Annotated in this window: 22 protein-coding genes; 11 read left to right on the forward strand and 11 right to left on the reverse strand. The window is 70.8% G+C overall.

All coding sequences use genetic code 11. The features are described 5' to 3' along the window. Positions 1-52: 52 nt before the first annotated feature. Both ACTWPP_RS37920 and ACTWPP_RS37925 read left to right on the forward strand, forming a co-directional pair. Entirely contained in the window at positions 53-907 is an 855-nt protein-coding gene (locus tag ACTWPP_RS37920; protein ID WP_443109267.1) for a class II glutamine amidotransferase, read from the forward strand. 54 nt (positions 908-961) lie between these two features. Next, positions 962-1774 carry a PIG-L family deacetylase gene (locus ACTWPP_RS37925; protein ID WP_443109268.1) on the forward strand — a complete coding sequence of 271 codons (813 nt, stop codon included), beginning with the start codon at positions 962-964 and terminating at the stop codon, positions 1772-1774. Here the strand turns inward: ACTWPP_RS37925 and ACTWPP_RS37930 are convergent. Then, positions 1767-2912 (reverse strand): ARPP-2 domain-containing protein, encoded by a 1146-nt coding sequence (locus tag ACTWPP_RS37930; RefSeq protein WP_443109269.1) that lies wholly within the window; start codon positions 2910-2912, stop codon positions 1767-1769. The two genes, ACTWPP_RS37925 and ACTWPP_RS37930, sit on opposite strands and share 8 nt — an antisense overlap. Beyond that, positions 2909-4339, reverse strand: a complete 1431-nt coding sequence (locus ACTWPP_RS37935) for a hypothetical protein (RefSeq protein WP_443109270.1) — start codon at positions 4337-4339, stop codon at positions 2909-2911. Before ACTWPP_RS37935 ends, ACTWPP_RS37930 begins: the two co-directional genes overlap by 4 nt. 180 nt (positions 4340-4519) lie before the next feature. Here ACTWPP_RS37935 and ACTWPP_RS37940 point away from each other — a divergent pair, with 180 nt between their 5' ends. Then, positions 4520-5227 carry an APH(3') family aminoglycoside O-phosphotransferase gene (locus ACTWPP_RS37940; protein WP_443109271.1) on the forward strand — a complete coding sequence of 236 codons (708 nt, stop codon included), beginning with the start codon at positions 4520-4522 and terminating at the stop codon, positions 5225-5227. Positions 5228-5279: 52 nt separating this feature from the next. Continuing rightward, positions 5280-6359: an amidohydrolase family protein gene (locus ACTWPP_RS37945; RefSeq protein WP_443109272.1), complete on the forward strand. Its 1080-nt coding sequence runs from the start codon at positions 5280-5282 to the stop codon at positions 6357-6359. Here the strand turns inward: ACTWPP_RS37945 and ACTWPP_RS37950 are convergent. The 3 genes from ACTWPP_RS37950 to ACTWPP_RS37960 form a co-directional block, all read right to left on the reverse strand. After that, positions 6347-6709 (reverse strand): VOC family protein, encoded by a 363-nt coding sequence (locus ACTWPP_RS37950; protein WP_443109273.1) that lies wholly within the window; start codon positions 6707-6709, stop codon positions 6347-6349. The two genes, ACTWPP_RS37945 and ACTWPP_RS37950, sit on opposite strands and share 13 nt — an antisense overlap. 74 nt (positions 6710-6783) lie before the next feature. Then, positions 6784-7416, reverse strand: a complete 633-nt coding sequence (locus ACTWPP_RS37955) for a TetR/AcrR family transcriptional regulator (RefSeq protein WP_443109274.1) — start codon at positions 7414-7416, stop codon at positions 6784-6786. Further along, positions 7409-8701 (reverse strand): acyl-CoA dehydrogenase family protein, encoded by a 1293-nt coding sequence (locus ACTWPP_RS37960; protein WP_443109275.1) that lies wholly within the window; start codon positions 8699-8701, stop codon positions 7409-7411. The genes ACTWPP_RS37955 and ACTWPP_RS37960 overlap by 8 nt, the downstream gene beginning before the upstream one ends. Before the next feature lie 125 nt (positions 8702-8826). Between ACTWPP_RS37960 and ACTWPP_RS37965 the strand changes: the two genes are divergently transcribed. The 3 genes from ACTWPP_RS37965 (at position 8827) to ACTWPP_RS37975 (ending at position 11621) form a co-directional block, all read left to right on the forward strand. Beyond that, entirely contained in the window at positions 8827-9891 is a 1065-nt protein-coding gene (locus ACTWPP_RS37965; RefSeq protein WP_443109276.1) for a phosphotransferase family protein, read from the forward strand. 63 nt (positions 9892-9954) lie between these two features. Then, positions 9955-10461 carry a GNAT family N-acetyltransferase gene (locus ACTWPP_RS37970; RefSeq protein WP_443109277.1) on the forward strand — a complete coding sequence of 169 codons (507 nt, stop codon included), beginning with the start codon at positions 9955-9957 and terminating at the stop codon, positions 10459-10461. Between the two features lie 221 nt (positions 10462-10682). Then, positions 10683-11621: a TIGR03621 family F420-dependent LLM class oxidoreductase gene (locus tag ACTWPP_RS37975; RefSeq protein ID WP_443109278.1), complete on the forward strand. Its 939-nt coding sequence runs from the start codon at positions 10683-10685 to the stop codon at positions 11619-11621. Here ACTWPP_RS37975 and ACTWPP_RS37980 read toward each other — a convergent pair. The 3 genes from ACTWPP_RS37980 to ACTWPP_RS37990 all read right to left on the reverse strand — a co-directional run bounded on the left by ACTWPP_RS37980 (position 11611) and on the right by ACTWPP_RS37990 (position 13902). Continuing rightward, on the reverse strand, positions 11611-11739 hold the full coding sequence (locus ACTWPP_RS37980) for a hypothetical protein (RefSeq protein ID WP_443109279.1): 129 nt from the start codon (positions 11737-11739) through the stop codon (positions 11611-11613). The genes ACTWPP_RS37975 and ACTWPP_RS37980 overlap by 11 nt on opposite strands. A gap of 169 nt (positions 11740-11908) precedes the next feature. Beyond that, a complete protein-coding gene (locus ACTWPP_RS37985) occupies positions 11909-12610 on the reverse strand; it encodes a hypothetical protein (RefSeq protein WP_443109280.1) in 702 nt (233 codons plus the stop codon). 851 nt (positions 12611-13461) lie between these two features. After that, positions 13462-13902 (reverse strand): hypothetical protein, encoded by a 441-nt coding sequence (locus ACTWPP_RS37990; protein ID WP_443109281.1) that lies wholly within the window; start codon positions 13900-13902, stop codon positions 13462-13464. 277 nt (positions 13903-14179) lie between these two features. Between ACTWPP_RS37990 and ACTWPP_RS37995 the strand changes: the two genes are divergently transcribed. After that, positions 14180-15277 (forward strand): winged helix DNA-binding domain-containing protein, encoded by a 1098-nt coding sequence (locus tag ACTWPP_RS37995; protein WP_443109282.1) that lies wholly within the window; start codon positions 14180-14182, stop codon positions 15275-15277. A gap of 22 nt (positions 15278-15299) precedes the next feature. Here ACTWPP_RS37995 and ACTWPP_RS38000 read toward each other — a convergent pair whose 3' ends face one another. Continuing rightward, positions 15300-16823, reverse strand: coding sequence for a long-chain-fatty-acid--CoA ligase (locus ACTWPP_RS38000; RefSeq protein WP_443109283.1), 1524 nt, complete (start codon positions 16821-16823; stop codon positions 15300-15302). 239 nt (positions 16824-17062) lie between these two features. Between ACTWPP_RS38000 and ACTWPP_RS38005 the strand changes: the two genes are divergently transcribed. Beyond that, the gene (locus tag ACTWPP_RS38005) at positions 17063-17332 is read left to right on the forward strand and encodes a hypothetical protein (protein ID WP_443109284.1); all 270 of its coding nucleotides are present in this window, start codon (positions 17063-17065) and stop codon (positions 17330-17332) included. 147 nt (positions 17333-17479) lie between these two features. Then, positions 17480-18982 (forward strand): DUF2786 domain-containing protein, encoded by a 1503-nt coding sequence (locus ACTWPP_RS38010; protein ID WP_443109285.1) that lies wholly within the window; start codon positions 17480-17482, stop codon positions 18980-18982. 73 nt (positions 18983-19055) lie between these two features. On the opposite strand, the gene ACTWPP_RS38015 is transcribed toward ACTWPP_RS38010, so the two are convergent. Together ACTWPP_RS38015 and ACTWPP_RS38020 are read right to left on the reverse strand one after the other, a co-directional pair. After that, the gene (locus tag ACTWPP_RS38015) at positions 19056-19268 is read right to left on the reverse strand and encodes a helix-turn-helix domain-containing protein (RefSeq protein ID WP_176196825.1); all 213 of its coding nucleotides are present in this window, start codon (positions 19266-19268) and stop codon (positions 19056-19058) included. A gap of 363 nt (positions 19269-19631) precedes the next feature. Further along, complete coding sequence (locus ACTWPP_RS38020) at positions 19632-20666, reverse strand: class II glutamine amidotransferase (RefSeq protein ID WP_443109286.1); 1035 nt, start codon at positions 20664-20666, stop codon at positions 19632-19634. Between the two features lie 191 nt (positions 20667-20857). On the opposite strand from ACTWPP_RS38020, the gene ACTWPP_RS38025 reads away from it, so the two are divergent. After that, entirely contained in the window at positions 20858-21391 is a 534-nt protein-coding gene (locus ACTWPP_RS38025) for a 2,4'-dihydroxyacetophenone dioxygenase family protein (RefSeq protein WP_443109287.1), read from the forward strand. The last annotated feature ends 64 nt before the right edge of the window (positions 21392-21455 follow it).

Raw genomic sequence — 21455 nt, forward strand, 5'->3', positions numbered from 1 at the left:
GTCATTTCCGGCCGCGCGTCATAGGTTTCCGCCCTGCGGGCATCGTGCGGTCATGTGCCGGCTGTTCGGGATGACCACGGGAGGACCGCGCGTCCACAGCACGTTCTGGCTGCTGGACGCCCCGTACAGCCTGAAGTCCCAGAGCCGCCGCATGCCCGACGGAACGGGGCTCGGCTGGTTCTCGCTCGGCGAGGAGCCCGTCCGCGACCGCGCGCCCATCGCCGCGTTCCGGGACGCCGACTTCAACGCCGAGGCGCGCCACGTCGTGTCGCACACGTTCGTCTCCCACGTCCGGTTCGCGTCGGCGGGCGCGCCGGACGTGCACAACTCCCACCCCTTCGTCATGGACGACCGGCTGTTCGCCCACAACGGCGTGGTGAAGCGCCGCGACGCCCTCCGCTCGTGGCTCACCGACGTGGAACGGGCTCTGACACAGGGGCAGACCGACTCGGAGCTGGTGTTCGCCTACATCACGGCGGAGATCCGGCGGCGCGGCGACACCCTGGCCGGGCTGATCTCCGCCGTCCGGCGCATCGCCGCCGAGCTGCCCGTCTTCGCGCTGAACGTCCTGCTGGCCGAGTCCCGGCGGCTGTGGGCGCTGCGCTACCCGGACACCCACGAGCTGTGGGTCCTCAAGCCGACGCTGGAGAAGACCGGCCCCGCCCGCCACCTGAGCTCCGGCCGCGAGCCCGGAAAGGTGAGCGTGGGGGCGCACAGGGAGCCGTGCCCGGCGTTCGTCATCGCCAGCGAGCGCATGGACGACGACCCTGGGTGGCGGCTCCTCGCGCCCGGCGAACTGCTCATGATGGACGGGCTGGAGGCGACCTCGCTGTTCCCCTTCGACGACCCGGCGCACCCGCTGACGGTCGCCGACCTATCGGCGGCGGAGGCCACGTCCCAGACCTGATCAACTCCGGCGTTCGGGACGTAGAGTGGACGGCCGAGTCTTGAAGGAGCCCGGATGACGCACCAACTCACGCTGATGGCCGTGCACGCCCACCCCGACGACGAGGTGCTGGGGACCGGCGGCCTGCTCGCCCGCTGCGCCGCCGAAGGCATCCGCACGGTGCTGGTGACCTGTACCAACGGGGAACAGGGCGACGACGCCGGCGGCGTGAAGCCCGGCGAACCGGGTCACAACGCCCCGGAGGTCGCCGAACGGCGACTCGCCGAACTGCGCGAGTCGGCCGGCCTGCTCGGCATCGGCCACGTGGAACTGCTCGGCTACCGCGACTCCGGCATGGCCGGCTGGTCGACCAACGACGATCCCGAGGCGTTCGCGAACGTCCCGCTGGACGAGTCCGCCGGGCGGCTCGCCGCGCTGATGGAGCACTACCGTCCTCAGGTCGTCGTCACCTACGACGAGAACGGCGGCTACGGGCACCCCGACCACATCCAGGCCCACCGCATCGCGCTCGCCGCCGCCGAGAAGAGCGGCGTGCCGGACAAGCTGTACTACACCGCCATCCCCCGCTCGGGCATCAAGCAGATGTTCGAGACCGTCCGGGAGGCGGGCGTGGAGATCGACTTCGACCCGCCGGAGGACTTCGGAACCCCCGACGAGCTGATCACCAGCACGCTCGACGTGTCCGCGCATGTGGAGGTCAAGCGGAAGGCCCTCCAGGCGCACGCGAGCCAGGGCGAGAACATCTTCCTCCTGCGGCTGCCGGAGGAGGCGCAGCAGGCGGCGTTCTCGTTCGAGTCGTTCGTCCGCCACCACTCCCGCGTCGCGGCCCCCGACAAGGAAGAGGACCTGTTCGACGGTCTCAGGTGACCCGGGCCTGGGCCCTGTAGTGGTCGAGGACGTCCTGGCGCAGCAGGTACCCGAACCCGGACCGCTCAAGGCGCAGCGCCAGGGCCGGTTCGTCGATGCCCATCGAAGCGGCCGCGGCGTCCAGCCGCCACTCGTGCGCGGCCAGCCGCTTGAGCAGGTATCCCCGCTTCACCTGGGCGTCCGAGAGCCGGAACGTCTTCATGTACGCGACACCGCCGTCCGCGTCGGTGATGGTCTCGCCGATGTGGTTCTCCTTGCGCAGCCCGAACGAGGGCAGGAACCGCGACAGCTCGAAGCCGTTCAGGTACTGCACAACCTGGCGGGACCCGTCCTCGTCGAAGAGCTGCCCGGCCATGACGCCGTCGTGGAAGGCCGCCCATTCGGCCTGCCGCTTCTCCGCCGCCGTCCGCAGGTCCTCGAGCGAACGGATCTCCGTGTCGTCGATTCCCGCCGACAGGTCGCCCGCGGGCATCCTCAGCAGGCCGTACATGTAGATCAGTTCACCGAACAGGTCTTCGACCAGAGTCGGATGCAGTGCCCGGTAGTCGTCGGGATGCGGGGTGACGAACGCACTCGCCAGCGCGTCCGCCACGTAGACCATCACGCCGCACTGTCCCGGGTGGATCTCGAAGATCCGCAGGGCGTCCTCAAGCCCCCGCACCTGATGCCCGAGGTAGGTCTCCTCGCACCGGGGCGACAACCCGTGCGCGACCGCCCTGCGCGACCACTCCTCCCACGCGATCTCCGGGCCGCCGAAATGCAGCGCGAGATAGCCCTCGACGGCCAGGTGCAGCGGCAGGAAGCGGAGCCGGTCCTTGCCCGCCTTCCTCGCCATCCGGCGCGTCGTCCGCACCGGCATCCGCGGCGGCGCGGCCTTGGTGTCGCGCTCCAGCAGCCGCGTCCCGTACGAGGCCGCGGGCAACTGGTCGTCCTCACTCCAGCTCGCCACGAACGCATGCGGGACGAACGACGTGTAGACCGTCCCGTCACCGACCTCCACGACCGACACCGGTTCCTCGTAGACCCTCCGGTGCAGCCGCAGATGCGGGACGGGCTCGTCCCGGACGAGCGGAACGAGCCGCACCGAACCCCACACCTGCGCGGGCCTGGTCTCCAGGCCGTCCAGTGCGAACGTCATGAGCGATCCCCCAGGAAGCGGGCCGTCCGGTCCTCCAGATGGGCCCGCAGTTGCGCCGCCCCGACCCGTCCCTCGGCGAACCTGGCCAGCTCGACGAGCGTCGGGAGGTCCTCGGCGTCCCGGATGCCGGCGGTCGGCACGGTCGGCGCGAGCCGGCGGACGTCGAAGTCGTCGGCGTCGTACACCGGGTTCAGGTGGACGATCATCACCCGCTGCCCGGGCGCCCGCCGGTGCCCGGGGTCGAGGCGGGTCCGCCAGATCCGCAGGACGTCACGGGCGAGGCCGGGCGGCGCGTTGTCGCAGCCGTCCGAGACGATGATGAGCCGCTCGGGCTCCGTCTCCAGCGCGTCGATGATCCGCCGCCCCAGCGGCGTCGGCCCGAACGGGTACAGCAGCAGCTCGTCGGTGCGTCCCGACGTCCACAGCGGCGTGTACTCCTTCGCCAGCGCCTCCAGCAGGTAGGTCGAGGCGAGCGCCACCGCCAGCGGACGCCGCCGCTTCTGCCCCGACCCCACCGCCGAGTAGCTGTCGTCGAGAACCGCGGTGACCTTGCCCCACGATCCGCGCGCCGCCCCGGCCACGCGCCGAGCGGCGGTGCGCAGCGCCCCGGTCAGCTCGGCCCGCCGCTCCGCCCTCGCGTCCAGCGGCAGGGACAGCACGTACGAGGCGAGCCGGGTGAGAGGCATCTTCCCCAGGTCCGTGCGGACGGCCTCGCCCCCGCTCGTCTGGAGCCGGAGCCGCTCCAGCCGGGTCATGCGGGGCTCGATGCGCTCCAGGAAAACCTCACGCGGAATCCCGTGCTTGGCCGCGAACCCCTCCGCGACCGTGTACGGAAGCTCGTATATCGCGGCCTGCTCATAGTGCGCACGCCGCCACTGCTCGAAAATGGGCGTCTGGAACGCCTTGACGCTGAACGGCGCGAACAGGAAGTCGCGCTGTTCCCCGCGAAGCCGCAGATGCGCGTGCCGGGCCGCGATCTTCACGGCTCCCCGGTATTTGACGGAGTCGAACGCCGGATCGCGGCGCCCCGCCATCCAGTCCCGGATGACGGCGCGCGTCCGCCGGTTGTTCACGCCGCGCCGCCTCAGTTCACCGAACACCCGGTACACGCGGTGCTGCGGCATCGTCTCCAGCCGCCGCGCGATGAGGCGCCCCTCGTACCGGCGCCGCTCGATCCCGGCGTCGCCCGCCCGCACCAGCAGATTCCGGACGATGATCGCCGCATTGTGGTCGTTGACGTCCAGTGCGAGAGAGGCCGCGTAAACCTCCCGGTAGTTCTCCAGCATGTACTCGTGCAGGAACTCAAGGCTGAGCCGCTGGTCGCCGGGGTAGTGCTGGAATTCCCGCTGCCCGGTCGACGTGATGGCCGCGTTGACGAACATCAGCGCGTCCTCGCACGCGATGAGTTCCGCGAACGTCTCGGTCATCGCCATTTCCACGCAGGTCGGGGGCTGAGGTGCCGGCCGGGGAAGGAGGGCGCGAGCGGCGAATCATCACTTGAAAGGTGGGTTCCGGAAGTCACACCGAAGTCCCGCGGCCGGCTCCGGCACCGTACACCGCACCGGAGCCGCCACGCACCGCTCGCCTGGCCATGGGATTCTTTGTCCGTGTGGGAGAGAGTGACGGCCGGTCAGTCCGGGGCGGTGGTCACCCGGCGGGACGGGGTGTACCGCAAGGAATCCGATGACCCGGCGATCGACCTGGTGGGCGAGGGTGAGCGCCTGCTCTGGCTGAGCGGACAGGGCATCCCGGCCGCCGAGGTGCTCGAATGCCGCCCGGGCCTGCTGGTCACCAGGCAGGTGCCGGGCAGGCCCTGGGCCGGCCCGTGGCCGGTCGCGTCACGGCCGCGCATCGTCGACGCGTTGGCCGGCCTGACACGCGCGCTGCACGACCTGCCGGTCGCCGACTGCCCCTTCGACCAGAGCCTCGCGGTGACGATTCCCGAGGCGCTGTCGGCCGAGGTCGACCTCGACGATCTGGACGCCGAGCGCCGTGGCCGGACGCGCGACGACCTGGTCGCGGAACTGCTGGCCACCCGGCCGCGGGATGAGGACCTGGCCGTCTGCCACGGCGACCTGTCCGAGCCGAACGTTCTCTTCGACCCTGACACGTGCGAGGTGTCCGGCGTGATCGACACGGCCCGGCTCGGCGTGGCCGACCGCTGGGTCGATCTGGCGATCGCCGTCCGGTCGTTGAACGGCGAACCCGGTTCGCAGTTCGGTCCGTGGGCGGCCGGCCGCTACCTCGATCGATACGGCATCGAGCCCGATCCGGACAAGACGGCCTTCTACCTCCTCCTCGACGAATTCGTCTGAGGCGGGCCCTCCCCCGGATCGATGACCCATGGTCGGCCGTATATTCGTGGCCATGGCGGGCTGGCGGGTGGAGGGGGCGTTCCTGCCTGAGGGGCGGCCCGGCGCGGGCGGCGTCGACGATCAGGGGCGGTGGGTCGAGACGCCGCTGGACGGGAGCGAGCCGCTTCCCGGAAGCTTCGTCCTGCCGGGGCTCGTGGACGCGCACTGCCATCTGAGCGTCGGCGGCGGCGAAGGCGGGCGGCCCCGGCCATTGGGTTATGCGGAGGCGCGGGCGAACCTCACCGAGGCGCGCCGCGCGGGCATCGCGGTCGTCCGGGACCTCGGCAGCCCCGGCAGCCTGGCGCTGCGGCTGCTGGAGGACACCGAGGGCGTGCGGCTGATGGCCTGCGGCCGATTTCTCGCTCCGAAGGGGCAGTACTTCCCAGACCTGTACTCACCCGTGCCGGCCGACGGGCTGATCGAGGCCGCCCTGGCGGAGATCGAGGCGGGGGCCCGATGGGTGAAGCTGATCGGGGACTTTCCCTTGGTGGAGAGCGGCGCCATGCGTCCGGGCGACGCCGTCCCCGCGTATTCGGTGGACGACGTCCGGAGGCTGGTGGAGGCCGTTCGCCAGGCCGGAGCCAGGGTCGCCGCCCATACGACCACGGGGTTCGCGGGTGAGCTGGTCGCCGCCGGGGTCGACTCGATCGAGCACGGTGACGGCATGAGCGAGGCGGACGTGGCGGCTCTGGCCGGCCGGGGCGGCGCCTGGACGCCGACGCTGTGCGCGGCCATCGCCCCGCGGCCCGGCGAGGACGCCGATCGCCGTAGGCGGCGCATGCGGCGGCGTGAGCACTTCGAGCACCTGATACGGGCCGCGGTCGAGAACGGCGCGCGGATCCTGGTCGGCACCGATGTGGTCGGTAGCGTCGCCGAGGAGGTCGCGCTGCTGGTGGAGCTCGGGCTGCCACCGGACACGGCGCTGGCCGCGGCGAGTACCGCGGCCTGCGAATTCCTCGGCGTTCCGGGGCTTCGGGCGGGGTACCCGGCGAGTCTTGTCACCTTCGACGGCGATCCCCGCGATGATCCGGCGGTCCTGGCGCGGCCGGCCGCCGTGGTCGCCGCCGGGCGGCGGGTCGGTCAGGGGCGGTAGGTGCCGAAGTACCACTCGTTGCCGTCCAGGTCGCGGGCCGCGTAGTCGCGGGAGCCGTAGTCCTGGTCGGTGAGTTCGCGGAAGATCTCGGCGCCGGCGGCCTTGGCGCGGTCGTGGTGGGCGTCGGGATCGTCCACGGCGACGTAGAGGGCCGACTTGCCGGGTTCGCCGTTGCCGAACATGAGGATGCCGGTGTCGTACCTCATCTCGGCGTGGACGATCTTCCCGGCGTCGTCCCTGTGGACCTCGGTGGGCGTGAAGCCGAACGCCTTCTCCAGCCATTCCATGGACGTGGCCGTGTCGGCGCAGTTGATCAGCGGGTAGAAGGTCCGGCGGATCTCGCTTGTCATGTCGTCCTCCCTGGTCGTGGTCGGCATGCCCAGTTTGGGGAGCGATCGATCCGCCGTCTTGGACGAATGTGACCTCAGCGGCGGGCGGCGTCGCGTTCGGCGGCGAGGCGGCGGGTCTCGGGTGAGACGGGGGCGCCGAGGATCGCGGTGACGACGTCGATCAGGTAGCTGGTGAACAGGCGGTCGTCGGTGTGGGGGCCGGAGCGGGCGCGGCGGGCCAGTTCGATGGAGGCGTACAGGATGGCGGTGAAGCGGCGGTGCAGGCGGGCGGCGTCCTCTTCGAGGAGGGGTTCGACGAGGGTGCGCCAGCGGCAGAGGCTGTCTTCGGGGTCGTCCAGGACGGCCAAGGGGACCAGGGGGTTCGGGCGGTTCACGACGTCCGCCCAGATCTGGAGGTAGGCGCGGCCCGACGCGTCGGAAAGGCGGGCCGCCATGGGGCGGACGAGCGCGGCGGCCAGGGGGCGGACGCCCTGCTCGCCGTCTTCGCAGACGTCGAGCAGGGCGTGCCGGCGGGCCTCCACTTCGGCGGCGTGCCGGGCGAGGATCGCGCGGACGATACCGGCGCGGTCGCCGAAGTGGTACTGGACGGCCGTGGCGTTGCGGGCGCCGGCCTCCTGGATGATCTCCCGGAGGCTGACGGCGTCAACGCCGCGCGAGGCGTAGAGGGTCTCGGCGGCGTCCAGCAGGCGTTCGCGGGTGTCATTCATTGCCGATTGCGTGCTCCAGTGCGTCGGCGAAGCGTTCGCGGGCCGCCTCCCGGCGGGTGGGCAGGTGGCCGGACGGCCACAGGCCCTCGACGGGTTCGACGTCGCGCAGCAGCTGCCGGGCGAGGGTGATCTTGTGGACTTCGGTGGGGCCGTCGGCGATGGCCATCGCCTGGGCCCCCATCATCATGGCGGCGAACGGCATCTCGTTCGACACGCCGAGGGCGCCGTGCAGGTGCATCGCGCGCTGGACGACGTCGTGGTAGACCTTCGGCATCGCGGCCTTGACGGCGGCGATGTCCTTGCGGACCGCCTTGTAGTCCCCGTGCTTGTCGATCAGCCAGGCGGTGCGCAGGACGAGCAGCCTGAACTGCTCGATCTCGATCCAGCTGTCGGCGATCTTCTCGCGGGTCATCTGCATCTTGGCGAGGGCGCCGAAGCGCGTCTGCCGGGAGACGGCGCGTTCGAGCATCATGTCGAACGCCTTGCGGACCTGCGCGATGGTTCGCATGGCGTGGTGGATGCGGCCGCCGCCGAGGCGGGTCTGGGCGATGACGAACGCGCCGCCCTCGTCGCCGAGGAGGTTCTCGGCGGGGACGCGGACGTTGTCGTAGCGCAGGTAGCCGTGGGAGCCCTCGCGTTCGCCGCCGACGCCCACGTTGCGGACAGTGATCAAACCGGGCGCGTCGGCCGGCACGATGAACATCGACATGCCTTCATATGCGGACACGTCGGGATTCGTCACGGCCATCACGATCAGGAATGTGGCGTGCCGGGCGTTGGAGGAGAACCACTTCTCGCCGCTGATGACCCAGCCGTCGCCGTCGCGGACGGCCCGCGTGGTGAACAGGGTCGGGTCGGCGCCGCCGTGCGGCTCGGTCATCGAATAGGACGACGAGATCTCCCCGTCCAGGAGGGGACGCAGGTAGCGCTCCCTCTGCTCGGGCGTGCCGAAGTGGGCGATGATCTCCGCGTTGCCGGAATCGGGCGCCTGGCAGCCGAAGACCGAGGGGGCCCAGCGGGAGCGGCCGAGGATCTCGTTCAGCAGCGCCAGCTTCACCTGCCCGTAGCCCTGGCCGCCGAGGTCGGGGCCGAGGTGGCAGGCCCACAGGCCCTTCTCGCGAACCCGGTCCTGGAGCGGGCGCACCAGTTCCTTGTAGCGGGGGTCGGTCTTGTCGTACGGGTCGCCGAGCACCAGGTCGAGCGGTTCGACCTCGTCCCGGACGAAGGCGTCGGCCCAGTCGAGCAGTTCCTGGTAGGCGGGGTCGGTCTCGAAGTCCCATGCCATGGCGAGCCTCCTGACGTCGTTTCCTGAATAATCCCTCCACCTGAACGAGTAATGCAAGCGCATGACTGTTACTCTCCGGTTCTCGTGTCGGCAGGTGATCCGTGTCCGGAAAGGGACCCCGCACAGTGCAGCCTGAGCAGATCGACCGCGCGCTCGTCGACTTCGACGTGCTGGCGGGCTGGATGGACGGGCAGGGCCTTCCGGGCGGCCCGTTCGAGGACGTCGAACCGCTGGCCGGGGGCACGCAGAACACCCTGATCCGGTTCCGCCGGGGCGGCCGGGACTATGTGCTCCGGCGCGGCCCCAGCCATCTGCGCGCCAGGACGAACGACGTCCTGCGCCGGGAGGCCCGCGTCCTGGCGGCCCTGGACGGCACCGACGTTCCCGCGCCGCGTCTCATCGCCGCCTGCCCGGACGAGTCCGTCATGGGCGGCGCGGTCTTCTACCTGATGACCCCGGTCGAGGGCTTCAACGCCTCGGTGACGTTGCCTGACCTGCACGCCGGGGACGCGTCCGTCCGGCACGAGATGGGCCTGAACGCGGCGCGCGCTCTGTCGGCCCTGGGCGCGGTCGACCACGAGGCCGCCGGCCTGGCCGACTTCGGCAAACCCGAAGGGTTCCTGGAGCGGCAGGTGAGCCGCTGGCTGTCGGAACTCGACTCCTACAGCTCGCTGGACGGCTACCCGGGCCCGGACATCCCGGGCCTGGACGAGGTGGCCCGCTGGCTGCGCGCGCACCAGCCGGCGACATGGCGGCCGGGGATCCTGCACGGCGACTACCACCTGGCCAACCTGATGTACTCCTTCGACGGTCCCGAGGTCGCCGCGATCGTCGACTGGGAGATGTGCACGATCGGCGACCCGCTGCTGGACCTCGGCTGGCTGCTGGCCACCTGGCCCGACCGCGACGATCAGAGCGCGGCGCTCGCCGGTCCGCTCGGTGATGCGGGCGGCCTTCCGGCGGCGGCCGAACTGGTCGCCACCTACGCCGAGCGCGCGGACGCCGTCGCCGGACGCGACCTGTCGTCCATCACCTGGTACGCGGTGCTCGCGTGCTTCAAGCTCGGCATCGTCCTGGAGGGCACCAACGCCCGCGCGTTCGCCGGGAAGGCGCCCCGGCAGACGGGCGACCTGCTGCACTCGATCACCCTCGGCCTGTTCGGCCGCGCGCAGCAGTTCATCGACGGCTGACGGCGTCCCCGTCTCGCACCGATGATCGAGAACCTGTCAGGATCGGCCGCACGAGGAGGTGCGATGGAGATCCGCAGGGGCGGCGCCGACGACGCGCCGGTGATGCTGGCGATGCTGGACGGCGCCGTGGCGTGGCTCGCGGCGCGGGGCCGGTCGGGGCAGTGGGGCAGCGAACCCTGGTCGGACGATCCGCGGCGGGTGGAGCGGATCGCCGGCATCGCCCGCGACGACGAGATCTGGGTGGCCGAGGTGGACGGGCGCCCGGCCGGGGTCATGGCGGTCTCGCCGGGGCCGCCGTCCTACGTCGGCGCGATCGACGAACCCGAGCTCTACATCACGCTGCTGGTGACGGACCGCGCGTTCGCCGGGCACGGCGTCGGCGGCGCGCTGATCGGCAAGGCGAAGGACGAGGCGCGGGCGAAGGGCGCCGGCGTCCTGCGCGTCGACTGCTACGGCGGCGGCGGCGGACGGCTCGTCGAGTACTACCGGCGGAACGGCTTCGAGCCGGTCGCCGAGTTCACGGTCGGCGACTGGCCGGGCCGCCTCCTGTCCCAGCGCGTCGGCCCGTAGGCGTCCCGTGGCACGCCGTGAGCGCCCGGCGGGTTGCAAATCGGGGAAACGCGACGCAGCCTGGAAGTGACCGGTGAGAGCGGGGCAGTCGGTGACGCCCTTACGCCGCACGGACGGCGAATCGAGCCACTCGCCCCGTTCCACCGGTCGGCACCTCGCCGCGAACCCCCGTGTCGGATTCCCGCCAGCACGCCGGCCGGTCCGGCCTGCATGCTCATGGCATGGACAGGAAATTCCGTTTCGGTGTCGTAGGCGAGTCGATCCGTTCCGGCGCCGACCTGGCCGGCACCGCGCGGCGCGCCGAGGAGCTCGGCTACGACGTGCTGGTCCTGCGGGACCACTTCGTCACCGAACCGTTCGGCGACCAGCTCGCGCCGATGGTGGCGCTGGCGTCCGCCGCCTCCGTCACGAGCACGCTGCGGCTGGGCACGATGGTCCTGGCCAACGACTACCGGCACCCGGTGATGCTCGCCAAGGAGGCCGCCACCCTCGATCACCTGTCGGGAGGACGGTTCGAGCTGGGCGTCGGCGCGGGCTGGCTCCGGGAGGAGTACGAGGCCGCCGGGATGCCGTTCGACCGGGCCGGCGCGAGGGTGGGACGGCTGGAGGAGTCCCTGACGATACTGCGGAGCCTCCTCGCCGGTCAGAAGACCGCGTTCACGGGCGACCATTACCGGATCGACGGCCTGACCGCCTTCCCGGTGCCCGGGCACCGGCCGCCGCTCGTCGTCGGCGCCGGGAGCAGGCGCATGCTCGGCATCGCCGGGCGGCACGCCGACACCGCCGGCATCCTTCCCCGCGCCCTCCCCGAGGGGGCGATCTCCGAGGAGGTCACCGAGCGGCTCCCCGACACCATCGCCCGCAAGGTCGGCTGGGTCCGGGACGCCGCCGGGGAGCGCGACGTCGAGCTGAGCATGATGGTGACGCCCACGTTCGGCGCCGATCCACGCCGCGCCGCCGCACGGGTCGCCGTCCTGCGCGGCTGGGGGACGTCGGCGGCCGATCTCGTCCTCGACATGCCGTCCCAGTTCGTGGGCCCGCCCGAGCACATCGCCGAGCAGATGCTCACCCGCCGCGACCGCTTCGGCTTCACCTACTACCAGGTCTCGGACGAGGTGATGGAGGAGTTCGCCCCCGTCGTCGCACTGCTCACCGGCTGAGCGGATCGGCGAACCCGGCGTTCATGGCCAGGCCCGGCTCCGGTTCGGTGAGCCGGCCGCCCGCGAGGGCGCCGACGTCCACGCCGCGCGTCGGGACGTCCACCGCGAGGACGGCCACGAGCTGAAAACGGGGATTCCCCGGTGATCTCGCGATACCGGGGAATCCCCGTTCTCCATGCACCGGCAGCCCTGTGCCGGGGTCTGTGAGAGGCCCCACATACCTTTCGTGAGCGGGCTCACATTGAAGCGGCGAGCCCTTTCACGGACGGTTTGTGAGCGGCCTCACGTCAGGAGCCGAAAGGCTGCGGCTTGCCCTTCCCGGGGCCCTTGCCCCAGTCGAGCACTTCCCACTTGAGGCCCTTCAGGTGTCCTTGGCCGGTACCGGCGACGTACTTGCTCTCGGGCTTGCCGCCGTCCAGCAGGTAACGGAAGGTGTAGGTGTCGAGGTCGAGCATGATGCCCCGGTGCGAGGGCTCACCGGGCCCGCGGTCGCCGACGAAGCCGGTCACGCTCCGCCCGTTGTAGGAGACCTTGACCTTGGTCAGCATCGGCCAGCTCGGGCTGGCGAACATGCCCTTCTGCATCGGCTTCCCGCTCGCGGGCGCGCCGGTGTCGCCCCGCACGCCGGAACCGTCGTCCCAGAAGTAGGACGCGGTGGTCGTGCCGCTGAGCAGGACGTCGGGGTCCTTCTTCTCACGCTTGGTGTCGGAGGACTTGGACTTCGCCGCCTCGCGCTTCTCGGCGGCACCCGCGGAGGTCTTCTTTTCGGCCTCGCGCTTCTCGGCGAGGCCCGCGGAGGTCTCCTTGCCGGCCTTCTGCTGCTGCGGGGCCACGGCGTGCTGCTGCGCGGCCACGGCCTCCTGCGTCAGGAACTGCTGCTCGCCGGGAGCGGTGTCATCACTGGCGGCGACGACACCGGCCACGAGCATGCCCGCGAGGGCGGTACCGGTGACGCCGGTCAGGACGGCATTGATCGCTCGCTGCTGCATGAATTTCCTTCGTTCGGGGTACAGGGCTGCCGTTCCGCGCCGGGCGGCGTACACCGGAAATCCGGGCAGGGGGGAACGGCTCCGAGAGTCGGGACTCGAGAGATGCCGCCGCGCGAAGGACCCCGCGGACAACGGCCCGCGGGCATGGCGGACCGCGCTCGCGCCCAACGGCGCACGACCGTTCTCGGACGTGCGTGTGACGCGAGCTTGATTAAGCGGGGATGAACGCCGACCGGGGGCTCATAGGCCCAGCACGGTGAACGGCCGGTGCATGGTACGGCCGTGGTTTCGGCGCGGGGATCCCGCCTGGCGGGCGGGAGGCGACGGCTTTGTGATCAGCCGGGTCAACGGTTCATGACCCTGACCTGGCGTTGACTATATACGGCATAACCGTGGTTTCGCCAAACAGGCGATTTCTTTACCTTTGACCAGGTAGATCTTCTTCTCCGGAACTATGCCGGAGCGCCTTTCCTGCCGGGCCTCCCGGCCGATGACCATGCACCGGTCACGGGCAAAAAGATCTTTATGCTCGGATGGCTCATACCTGGTTGTACGCTTCAGCGCATGGGGGCCCGGATATGTTCCCGGGCGACGGAGCTGCCCGCGGCGCCATGGGAGGGGCGGTCAGATCAGCGGGGTCGTCCAAGCGGCACAAGCGCGGGCGCGGACCAGGTGCGGAGCGAGCACAGGCGCGGACGGGCGCGGAGCGTGGGTCGGTTCTGAGAGGCCGGACGACGGCTTGAGGACCGTGGTTCGGATCGGCGTCCGGATGCCGATGGGGCGCACGGCCGATGAGGTCCGCACCGTCCGGACCTGGAATCCCGCACGGCGGGCGGTGCGGAGGGGCGGAGTCAGTACGTGGGGTAGACCGACGGCACGAGGGGCGTCGGACCGGTCCCGCCGGTGAAGACCGGGCCTCCCGGCTGCTGCTGGACGAACGGCGGCTCACCGTAGGCGGTTTCACCGTAGGCGGGGTCACCGAATGTCGCGGCCACCACGGGCCCCTGGGCCGCCGGAACGGCCTGAGCCGACGGCGGGCCCGGCACGTGGGAGCCGTCGATCCGGCGCTGCTCCCCGGACGGGGGGCCGGCCCGCTCCATGCGACGCTCGGCCAGCAGGGCCATCAGCGCGCGGGCGGTGTCGGCGTCCATCCGCAGCAGGACGCTGGGCATCCCGGCCTGGTCGACGAACGGGGAGACCGAAGGGGCGGCCGGCAGCTGCGGAAGCGCCGCCCGCATCTCCTCACGGAGATCATGGGCAAGCCGCAGCGCCTGTCGGTCACTGTCGCTCAAGTGTGCGTTCATCGCGATCTCCGGGGAGTTCACGTGCGGGGGTCCGGGCTCATCCTGCTAGGGATGGCGTGCAGGTGCAAGAGCTGATGCACGTGCATTTTAGGAAAGTTCACCCCGTAACCCTTGCGCCCGTCGATCGTTCCCGATCACTCCGGCCCGTGCTCCCGGGGCGTCCGAAGCGGTTTGACCTGCGGGAACTCGCGTCGCCTGCCATTTCCCGCGGCCATGCACGGGCGTGGGCCCGCGTCCTGACGGTGATCGCGGGCATTCTTGTCGGATGACAGACACCCTCAGCGTCCGGGCCCTGAACCGCGCCACGCTGGCACGGCAGCTCCTGCTCGCGCGCGAGCCGATCCCCGTAACCGAGGCGGTGGGGCGGCTGTTCGGCATGCAGGCGCAGGAGCCCAAACCACCGTTCCTGGGGCTCTGGACCCGGCTGGACGGCTTCCAAGCGTCCGACCTGAACACGGCCCTGCACGACCGGTCACTCGTCCGCGCCACGATGATGCGCGCCACCCTGCATCTGATGACCGGAGCCGACTACACGGCGTTCCGTACGGCGATGCAGCCGATGCTGGACGGCGCCCTCCGCGTACTGGGCGACCGCGCCAAGGGAATGGACCTGAGCAAGGTCGTCCCGGCGGCGCGTGCGCTTCTCGAAGCGGAGCCCCGGACGTTCAACGAGGTCCGTGCGCTGTTGCAGGAGCAGTTTCCGGACGTCAACGACAGGGCGCTCGGATATGCCGTCCGGCTCTGCGTGCCGCTGGTCATGGTTCCGTCCGAGGACAGGTGGGGCTTCCCGCGTACATCGCGGTTCACGCCGGCCGATGAATGGCTGGGCGCCGCACTGGCGGACGAGCCCGCGACGGACGAGCTGATGCTTCGCTACCTGGCGGCCTACGGTCCCGCGTCCGCCGCCGACGCGCAGACCTGGTCGGGTCTCCCTGCGGCCGGTGAGGCATTCGACCGCCTGCGTCCCGGCCTCCGCGTCTTCACCGACGACAGGGGAAAGGAACTGTTCGACCTGCCCGACGCTCCACGACCCGGCGGGGGCGTTCCGGCACCGGCGCGGTTCCTGCCCGAGTTCGACAGCCTCGTCCTGGCGCACGCCGACCGCAGGCGCGTCATCGCCGACGCACACCGGCCGTTGCTCACCACCAAGAACCTCCGGGTCCGCGCCGTCTTCCTCTGGGACGGCTTCGCGCACGGAATCTGGGAGACGGAGTACAAGCGCAGGGTCGCGACACTGCGCTTGCGTCCCTTCGAGCCACTCCCCCAGGCGGCCATCGACGAACTGACCACCGAGGGCGTTTCGCTGCTGCGCTTCATCGAACCGGACGCGAAGGAAACCGTCGTCACCGTCGCCGACGACTAATGTGCCCTAGGGAGTCGTCGTATCAGGCGATGGTCCTGCCCAGACCTTCCCAGTAGGGCGCGCGCAGATCCTTCTTGAGGATCTTGCCGCTGGGGTTGCGGGGCAGGGCGTCCACGAAGTCGGCCGAACGGGGACGCTTGAAGCCGGCGAGACGGCCGCGCGCGTAGGCGATCACCTCGTCCTCCGTCAGCGCGGCGCCCGGGACGAGCACCACGACGGCCTTGACGGCCTCGCCCCAGCGCTCGTCCGGGACGCCGATGACCGCGACGTCGGCGATCGCCGGATGGGCGGCGAGGACCTCCTCGACCTCGATCGGGTACACGTTCTCCGCACCCGTGACGATCATGTCCTTGATGCGGTCGGTGAGGAACAGGTAGCCGTCGGCGTCGAGGTGACCGGCGTCGCCCGTGCGGAGCCAGCCGTCCCCGGCGAGGAGCCGCCCGGTCTCCTCGGGACGGTTCCAGTAGCCCGGCGTGTTCTGCGTGGACCTGGTCAGCACCTCGCCGACCTCGCCCGCTGGCCGACCGGCGTCCCCGCCCGGTTCGACGATCTTCACCTCGACCCAGTCGTACGGGCGCCCGGCCGAGCGCATCAGGTGGGCGCGCGGCCCCTCCGGATCATGGTCCTCGGGTTCGAGCTGGACGATCGCGCCGGTCGTCTCCGTCATCCCGTACAGCTGGAAGAGCGGGGCCCTGAAGGTGTCGAGGGCGCGGCGCAGCACCTCCGAAGTGATCGGGGACGCGCCGTAGGTGATCGCCCGCAGCGCCGAATAGTCGCGTCCGGCCGCGCCGGGGACCTGGCACATGAACTGCAGCACCGCCGGGACGATGAACGCGTTGGTGATCCGCTCGCGTTCGAACGTGTCGACCAGCGCGGCCGGGTCGATGTCGCGGACGAGGACCTGCCGGCACCCCGCGAACAGCCCGGCCAGGGCCCAGCCGGAGCCGCCGATGTGGAACAGCGGCATCGGGACGAGGCTCACCGACGAGCCGTCCAGCCGCCACCGGCGGGCCATCCGCTCCCCCACCTCGAAGTTCGCGTTGGTCAGTTGCACGCCCTTCGGGACCCCGGTCGTGCCGGACGTGTAGAGCTGCATCACGACATCGTCCGGCTCTCCCGTGAAGCCGGGGTCGTCGGCGGCGTGCGCCGCGAGCCACGCCTCGTGGTCCTCCCCGGTCAGGACGGCGCGTCCGGGGAGCTCGGACGCGAGGGAGGCCAACTCGGCGTCCACCACCGTCACCGGCGCCTGCGCGTCCGCGATGACCGCGGCGATCTCGGCGGGGGTCAGCCGCCAGTTGACCGGGGCCGTCACCGCGCCGATCTTCGCGGCGCCGAACAGCAGGTCGAAGAACTCGGGCGCGTTCTTGCCCACGTAGGCGACCCGGGAGCCGTGCCCGAGGCCCGCAGCCAGAAGGGCCTGGGCGACCCGGCTGGAGCGCTCGTCGAGCTCGGCGTAGCTCACGGTCCGCCCGTCGCCGGTGACGGCCGGCGCCGTCCCCCGCTCACGGGCGTGGTCACGGACGATGGACACGACCCGGTAGTCCACTCCGACCCCTTCCGAATCCCGTTCGGTTATGTGCGGCCGACCCTATCGATCCCGGCACGGCCGACGAAAGCGTCCATCCGCCGCCACATGCGGACATGACGCTGTGAGCGTGCATAACTTCGAATAGTGATCAATCCGATACCTGCACTGATTGAAAGATCCATCAAACGGGTTCAAGCTGTCTCCGACGTCTGGAATGCCCCGCCCCGTTCCGTCCGACCGCCGACAGGACACGACCAATGTTCGAGATCTGGGAGACGAGTGAGCCGGCGCGGCTCATCAGCGACGCGGGGAGCCTGAAAGTGGCGTTGGAGAAGGTCGACACGATGTGCCGGCTGCGGCACGACCAGGCCGTGGCCCACGTCGGCGACGCCGGGGAGGGCTACCACTTCGAGATCCGGGACCACCACGGCAAGGCCCTCGCACGGCTCAGCTACGTTCCCGACACCTCCCGCGCCTATCAGAGCGTCGTCATCGAGGAAATGCGCGGCGAGGAGCTCCGCGAATAGGACCACCGCCCGCTCACCGCCCCCGGCCGCACGGCCGGGGGCGTACGCTCGTATGGGCCGAGTGATCCCGCGTGGGTACGGCGAGTCTGTCGTCGCCGGATGGCAGGATGCGTCGTACTCGTGTGACCTCGGACGACGGGAGTGGCGGTGCGGAAGGCGCGGCGGCGTTCACGACCCCGGGACGCGGCTCCCCTCACGGAGGCCGCCGGTGAACTGACCGCCCAGGCCGTGCGGTCGCTCTACCGAGGGGACACCGCCGCGTTCCAGCGGCTCGTGGCGGACCTGACCGGACGGCCCGGCGTGCCCGGCTGGCCGCTCGCCGTCCACCGATGCCTCGCCGCGCGGCTGGAGCAGGGGATCACAACGGCCTGGGAGCGCGGGTGGCAACCGGCCGACGTGGTCCGGTTCGCGTCCCGCCGCCGCACCGCCAGACACGCACGGCTCGCGACGGACGTGATCGCGGGCGAGATGCGGGCCTACACCAGCACCACCGTCGACGACCAGTGGTACGAGCAACTCGCCGCCCTTGAGGCCGAAGTGTGGTGGGAGGACGACGACGAGCATCCGGACGCCTGGTGCGGACGCGAAGAGGTCGGACACGCGACCTACGTCGCATGCGCCATCGAACTCGTCCACCTCCTGGAGACCCTTCCAAGGCTGCCGAACCTGAGCCCACCCCCTGGCACACCCACCACGGGCACTTCCGGCACAAGGACGTCCGGCACAGGCGGGGCCAACACCGGCGCGTCCGGCACAGGCACATCCGGCACAAGCAGGGCCGAAGCCGATTCCGGCACAGGCGGAGCCGACACTGGCGGGTCCAGCAAGGGCCGGGCCGGCCAGGGCGGGGCCAGCCCCGGCGGGGACAGCACGGGCGCGCCCGGTGCGAGCGGATCAGACGGCCCGGGCCTGGGCCCCAGGGCGGCATCGCGCGGACGGATCCGGGACGTCGACCAGCGGACGCTCGGCCGGGTCAGGGCGCTTCTGGCCAAGGCGGAGTCGACCGAGTTCCCCGAAGAGGCGGAGGCGCTGAGCGCGCGCGCCCAGGAACTGATGGCGCGGCACAGCATCGACCATGCGTTGCTGGCCGCAGAGACCGGTGACATGGGCGGCCCCGCCGGACGCCGCATCGCGGTGGACAACCCCTACGACTCGCCCAAGGCGGTCCTGCTGACGGTGGTGGCCGACGCCAACCGCTGCAGGGCGGTATGGCATCGGGAGCTGGGGTTCTCCACGGTCGTCGGTTATCCGGCCGATCTGGCCGCGGTGGAAATGCTGTTCACGTCGCTGCTCGTCCAGGCGACGTCCGCCATGGTGCACGCGGGTCCCAGGCGCGATGCGCGGGGACGGTCAAGGACGCGCTCGTTCCGTCACGCCTTCCTCAACGCCTACGCCGCCCGTATCGGGGAGCGGCTGCGGGAGGCGGCGGACAGGGCGACCGCGAGCGCCGGCGGAAACGTTCTGGTTCCCGTCCTGGCCGTGCGCGACCGGGCCGTCGAACAGGCCGTCGGCACGATGTTCCCGAACCTCGCCAGGGGTCGGGCGGGTTCGGTCTCCAACTATGAGGGCTGGGTGGCCGGGCGGGCCGCCGCGGACCTCGCCAGCCTGAACGGGCGCCTCGAGGTCACCGGGGCGCATCACCGTTCTTAGCGCGCGGGGTCCCCCCGGGGGGCGAGGGGGACGTCCGTTCATGTGCGCTTTTCCTTCTGGTCGCGGGAGCGGGTCAGGCCTTCTTGCGCCGGGTATTGCCGCCCCGGCCACGGAGCGGCACGCCCGCCTCCTTCAGGACGTTGTAGATGAACCCGTACGACCGGCCGGTCTCGGCCGCCAGGTCTCGGATACTCTCGCCGGCCGCGTACCGCGGGGCGAGTTCGGCGGCGAGTTGTGTGCGTTCGGCACCGGTCACACGGGTGCCCCTCGACAATGTTCGGGCCACGGGGACCTCCTGTTTCCAAGGCTGCGCCACGGGGCCCGTCCCCGCAGCTCACAGCAGTGTTGATCTCCCCAACGTACACATTCCCCCTGATTACGCCGTCGATGCCGCGCGAATCACCGCGAATTCGGCCGAAGCTGGTCTTTTCCGTGGTGAACGGCGTGTCGGAGTCGGAGAGCGGGCCTCAGACGCAGGAGTCGGGCCGTCCCCCGCGGATCGTCGGTCGCAGCCGATCCCGGACCGGAACCCGGCCCCATCAAGACCCTCACGTCCCATACCGGCGGGCAGGGTGGCACCGGACGGCTTGGCGGAGGCGAAGGGAAGGCGGCACGCGGCGCCGCTGGTAGGCGGCGCCGCTTCGGCTACTTACAGCCCGGCGCCGACGGCGGCGGACGGAGCAGCAGAAGAAGCAACCGACGCTGCAACGGACGGGGCGGCGGACGAACCAACGGACGCGGCTGCGGACGGTGCCTGGGTGGAGGAGACGGTGGCAGCGGAGGCGGCAGTCGAAAGGTCAGCGGAAGTGTCGGTGCGCGCGCGGGCGCCGGAGGCGACAGGCGGACCGGCGGTACCGGGGGTGGTCGACTGGGAGGCGGCTTCACGGATGGAGAGGTCGGAGCGGCGCAGCGGATGGCGCAGGGGACCGAACGGGAAGCAGGACGCCTCGGTCAGCCCGTCGACGGCGAGCAGCTCACCGGGCCGGAGGGGCCGCCAGCCCGGCTGGTCGTCCATCGGCTCGCTGGCGATGACGACGGCGGGCACCGGCCCGTCCGTCCCAGCCGCACGTCCGGGCCCGCTCACGCCGCCCTCGCCGGGCGACAGCACCCACAGCTCGTTGCTCTCCGGGTAGCGCAGCGCCCACATCCGCCCGGCCTCGGCTACGAGCAGGTTGAGAGAGAAGACCGGGAGCTCGGCTGCGATGCGCCGTACCGCCTCGACGATCCCGGCCGTCGTGTCGCCGCGGCGGCGGATCTCCGCGGTCACGTAGGCGAAGACGAGCTCGGAGTCGGTTTCGCCGGCGACGTGGGCGCGGTCCACGTCCGTCAGCCAGGTGCGGAGGACGTCCAGCCCCTTCACGACCCCGTTGTGCGCGAAGAGCCGGTCGCCCATCACGAACGGGTGGCAGTTATGCACGGTCAGACCGCCCACCGAGGCGTCCCGGACATGCGCCACGAACGTGTGGGACGGGACGTTCCGGGCGTGCAAGTCGAAGTCGGCGTTCTCGAAGGCGGCGAGCGGGGCCCTGTCGCGGACGGGTTCACCGCCGAGCGAGAACCATCCGAGTCCGGCCCCATGCTGCATCCGGTGGCTCTGCGCACGCAGGCTCCGGGACGCGTCCAGCAGCCAGTGGGCCGCCCTGATACGGGGTCCTCCGGTGCTCATACCGAAAAGTCGGCACATGCCGTCGCCTCTCACATCAATCTGACCGCGGGTGACGGCAACCTTACCTAACGTCGCCGTCTTCGTTGGGCGATTCTCGCCAATCCGGCCCGTGTCCACGACAGGCAAACCCGAGGGTCCCGCAGAGGCAAGACGGCCCGGGGCAGGCACGGTTCACTGCTGGTAACGACCGGCGCACGTTGGAGGATGCCATGCCCGAGGACGCGACGACGGAGTTCTGGAAGAACCTGAAGCCGATCCAGAACTCGCAGAAGCCGGACGCCCTGCCCGAGGTGTACCTGTCCAAGGTCGCCACGGACGACGACCGCTACTACGTGCCGTTCACCGAGACCGTCGGTTCCCGCCCGCTGTGGATCAACGTCAAGGACAACTCCTGGGCGGACGTCCTGCGCGCCACCAGCGCGGGACTGGTCAACCGGCACTACCACCCTCACGAGGTGTTCGCCTACACCATCTCCGGCAAGTGGGGCTACCTCGAACGTCCCTGGACGGCCACGGCCGGGGACTTCGTCTACGAGGCGCCCGGCGAGGGTCACACGCTCGTCGCCTACGAGAGCGGCGAGCCGATGAAGACGATGTTCATCGTGAAGGGCCCGCTCATCTGGCTGGACGAGAACGGTGACGCCGACGGGTATTTCGACGTCCACGACTACATCGCGATGTGCCGCGAGCACTACGACAGGGTCGGCCTAGGGTCCGACTACGTCGACTCCCTCTTCCGCTGAGGACCGGCGGATAGACTCGGCCTCCTCCACCACCCTGCAAGGGAGCGTTCCCGTGAACGCGAGG

This window comes from Actinomadura sp. 3N407 (assembly GCF_052245875.1).
Lineage (GTDB): Bacteria > Actinomycetota > Actinomycetes > Streptosporangiales > Streptosporangiaceae > Spirillospora.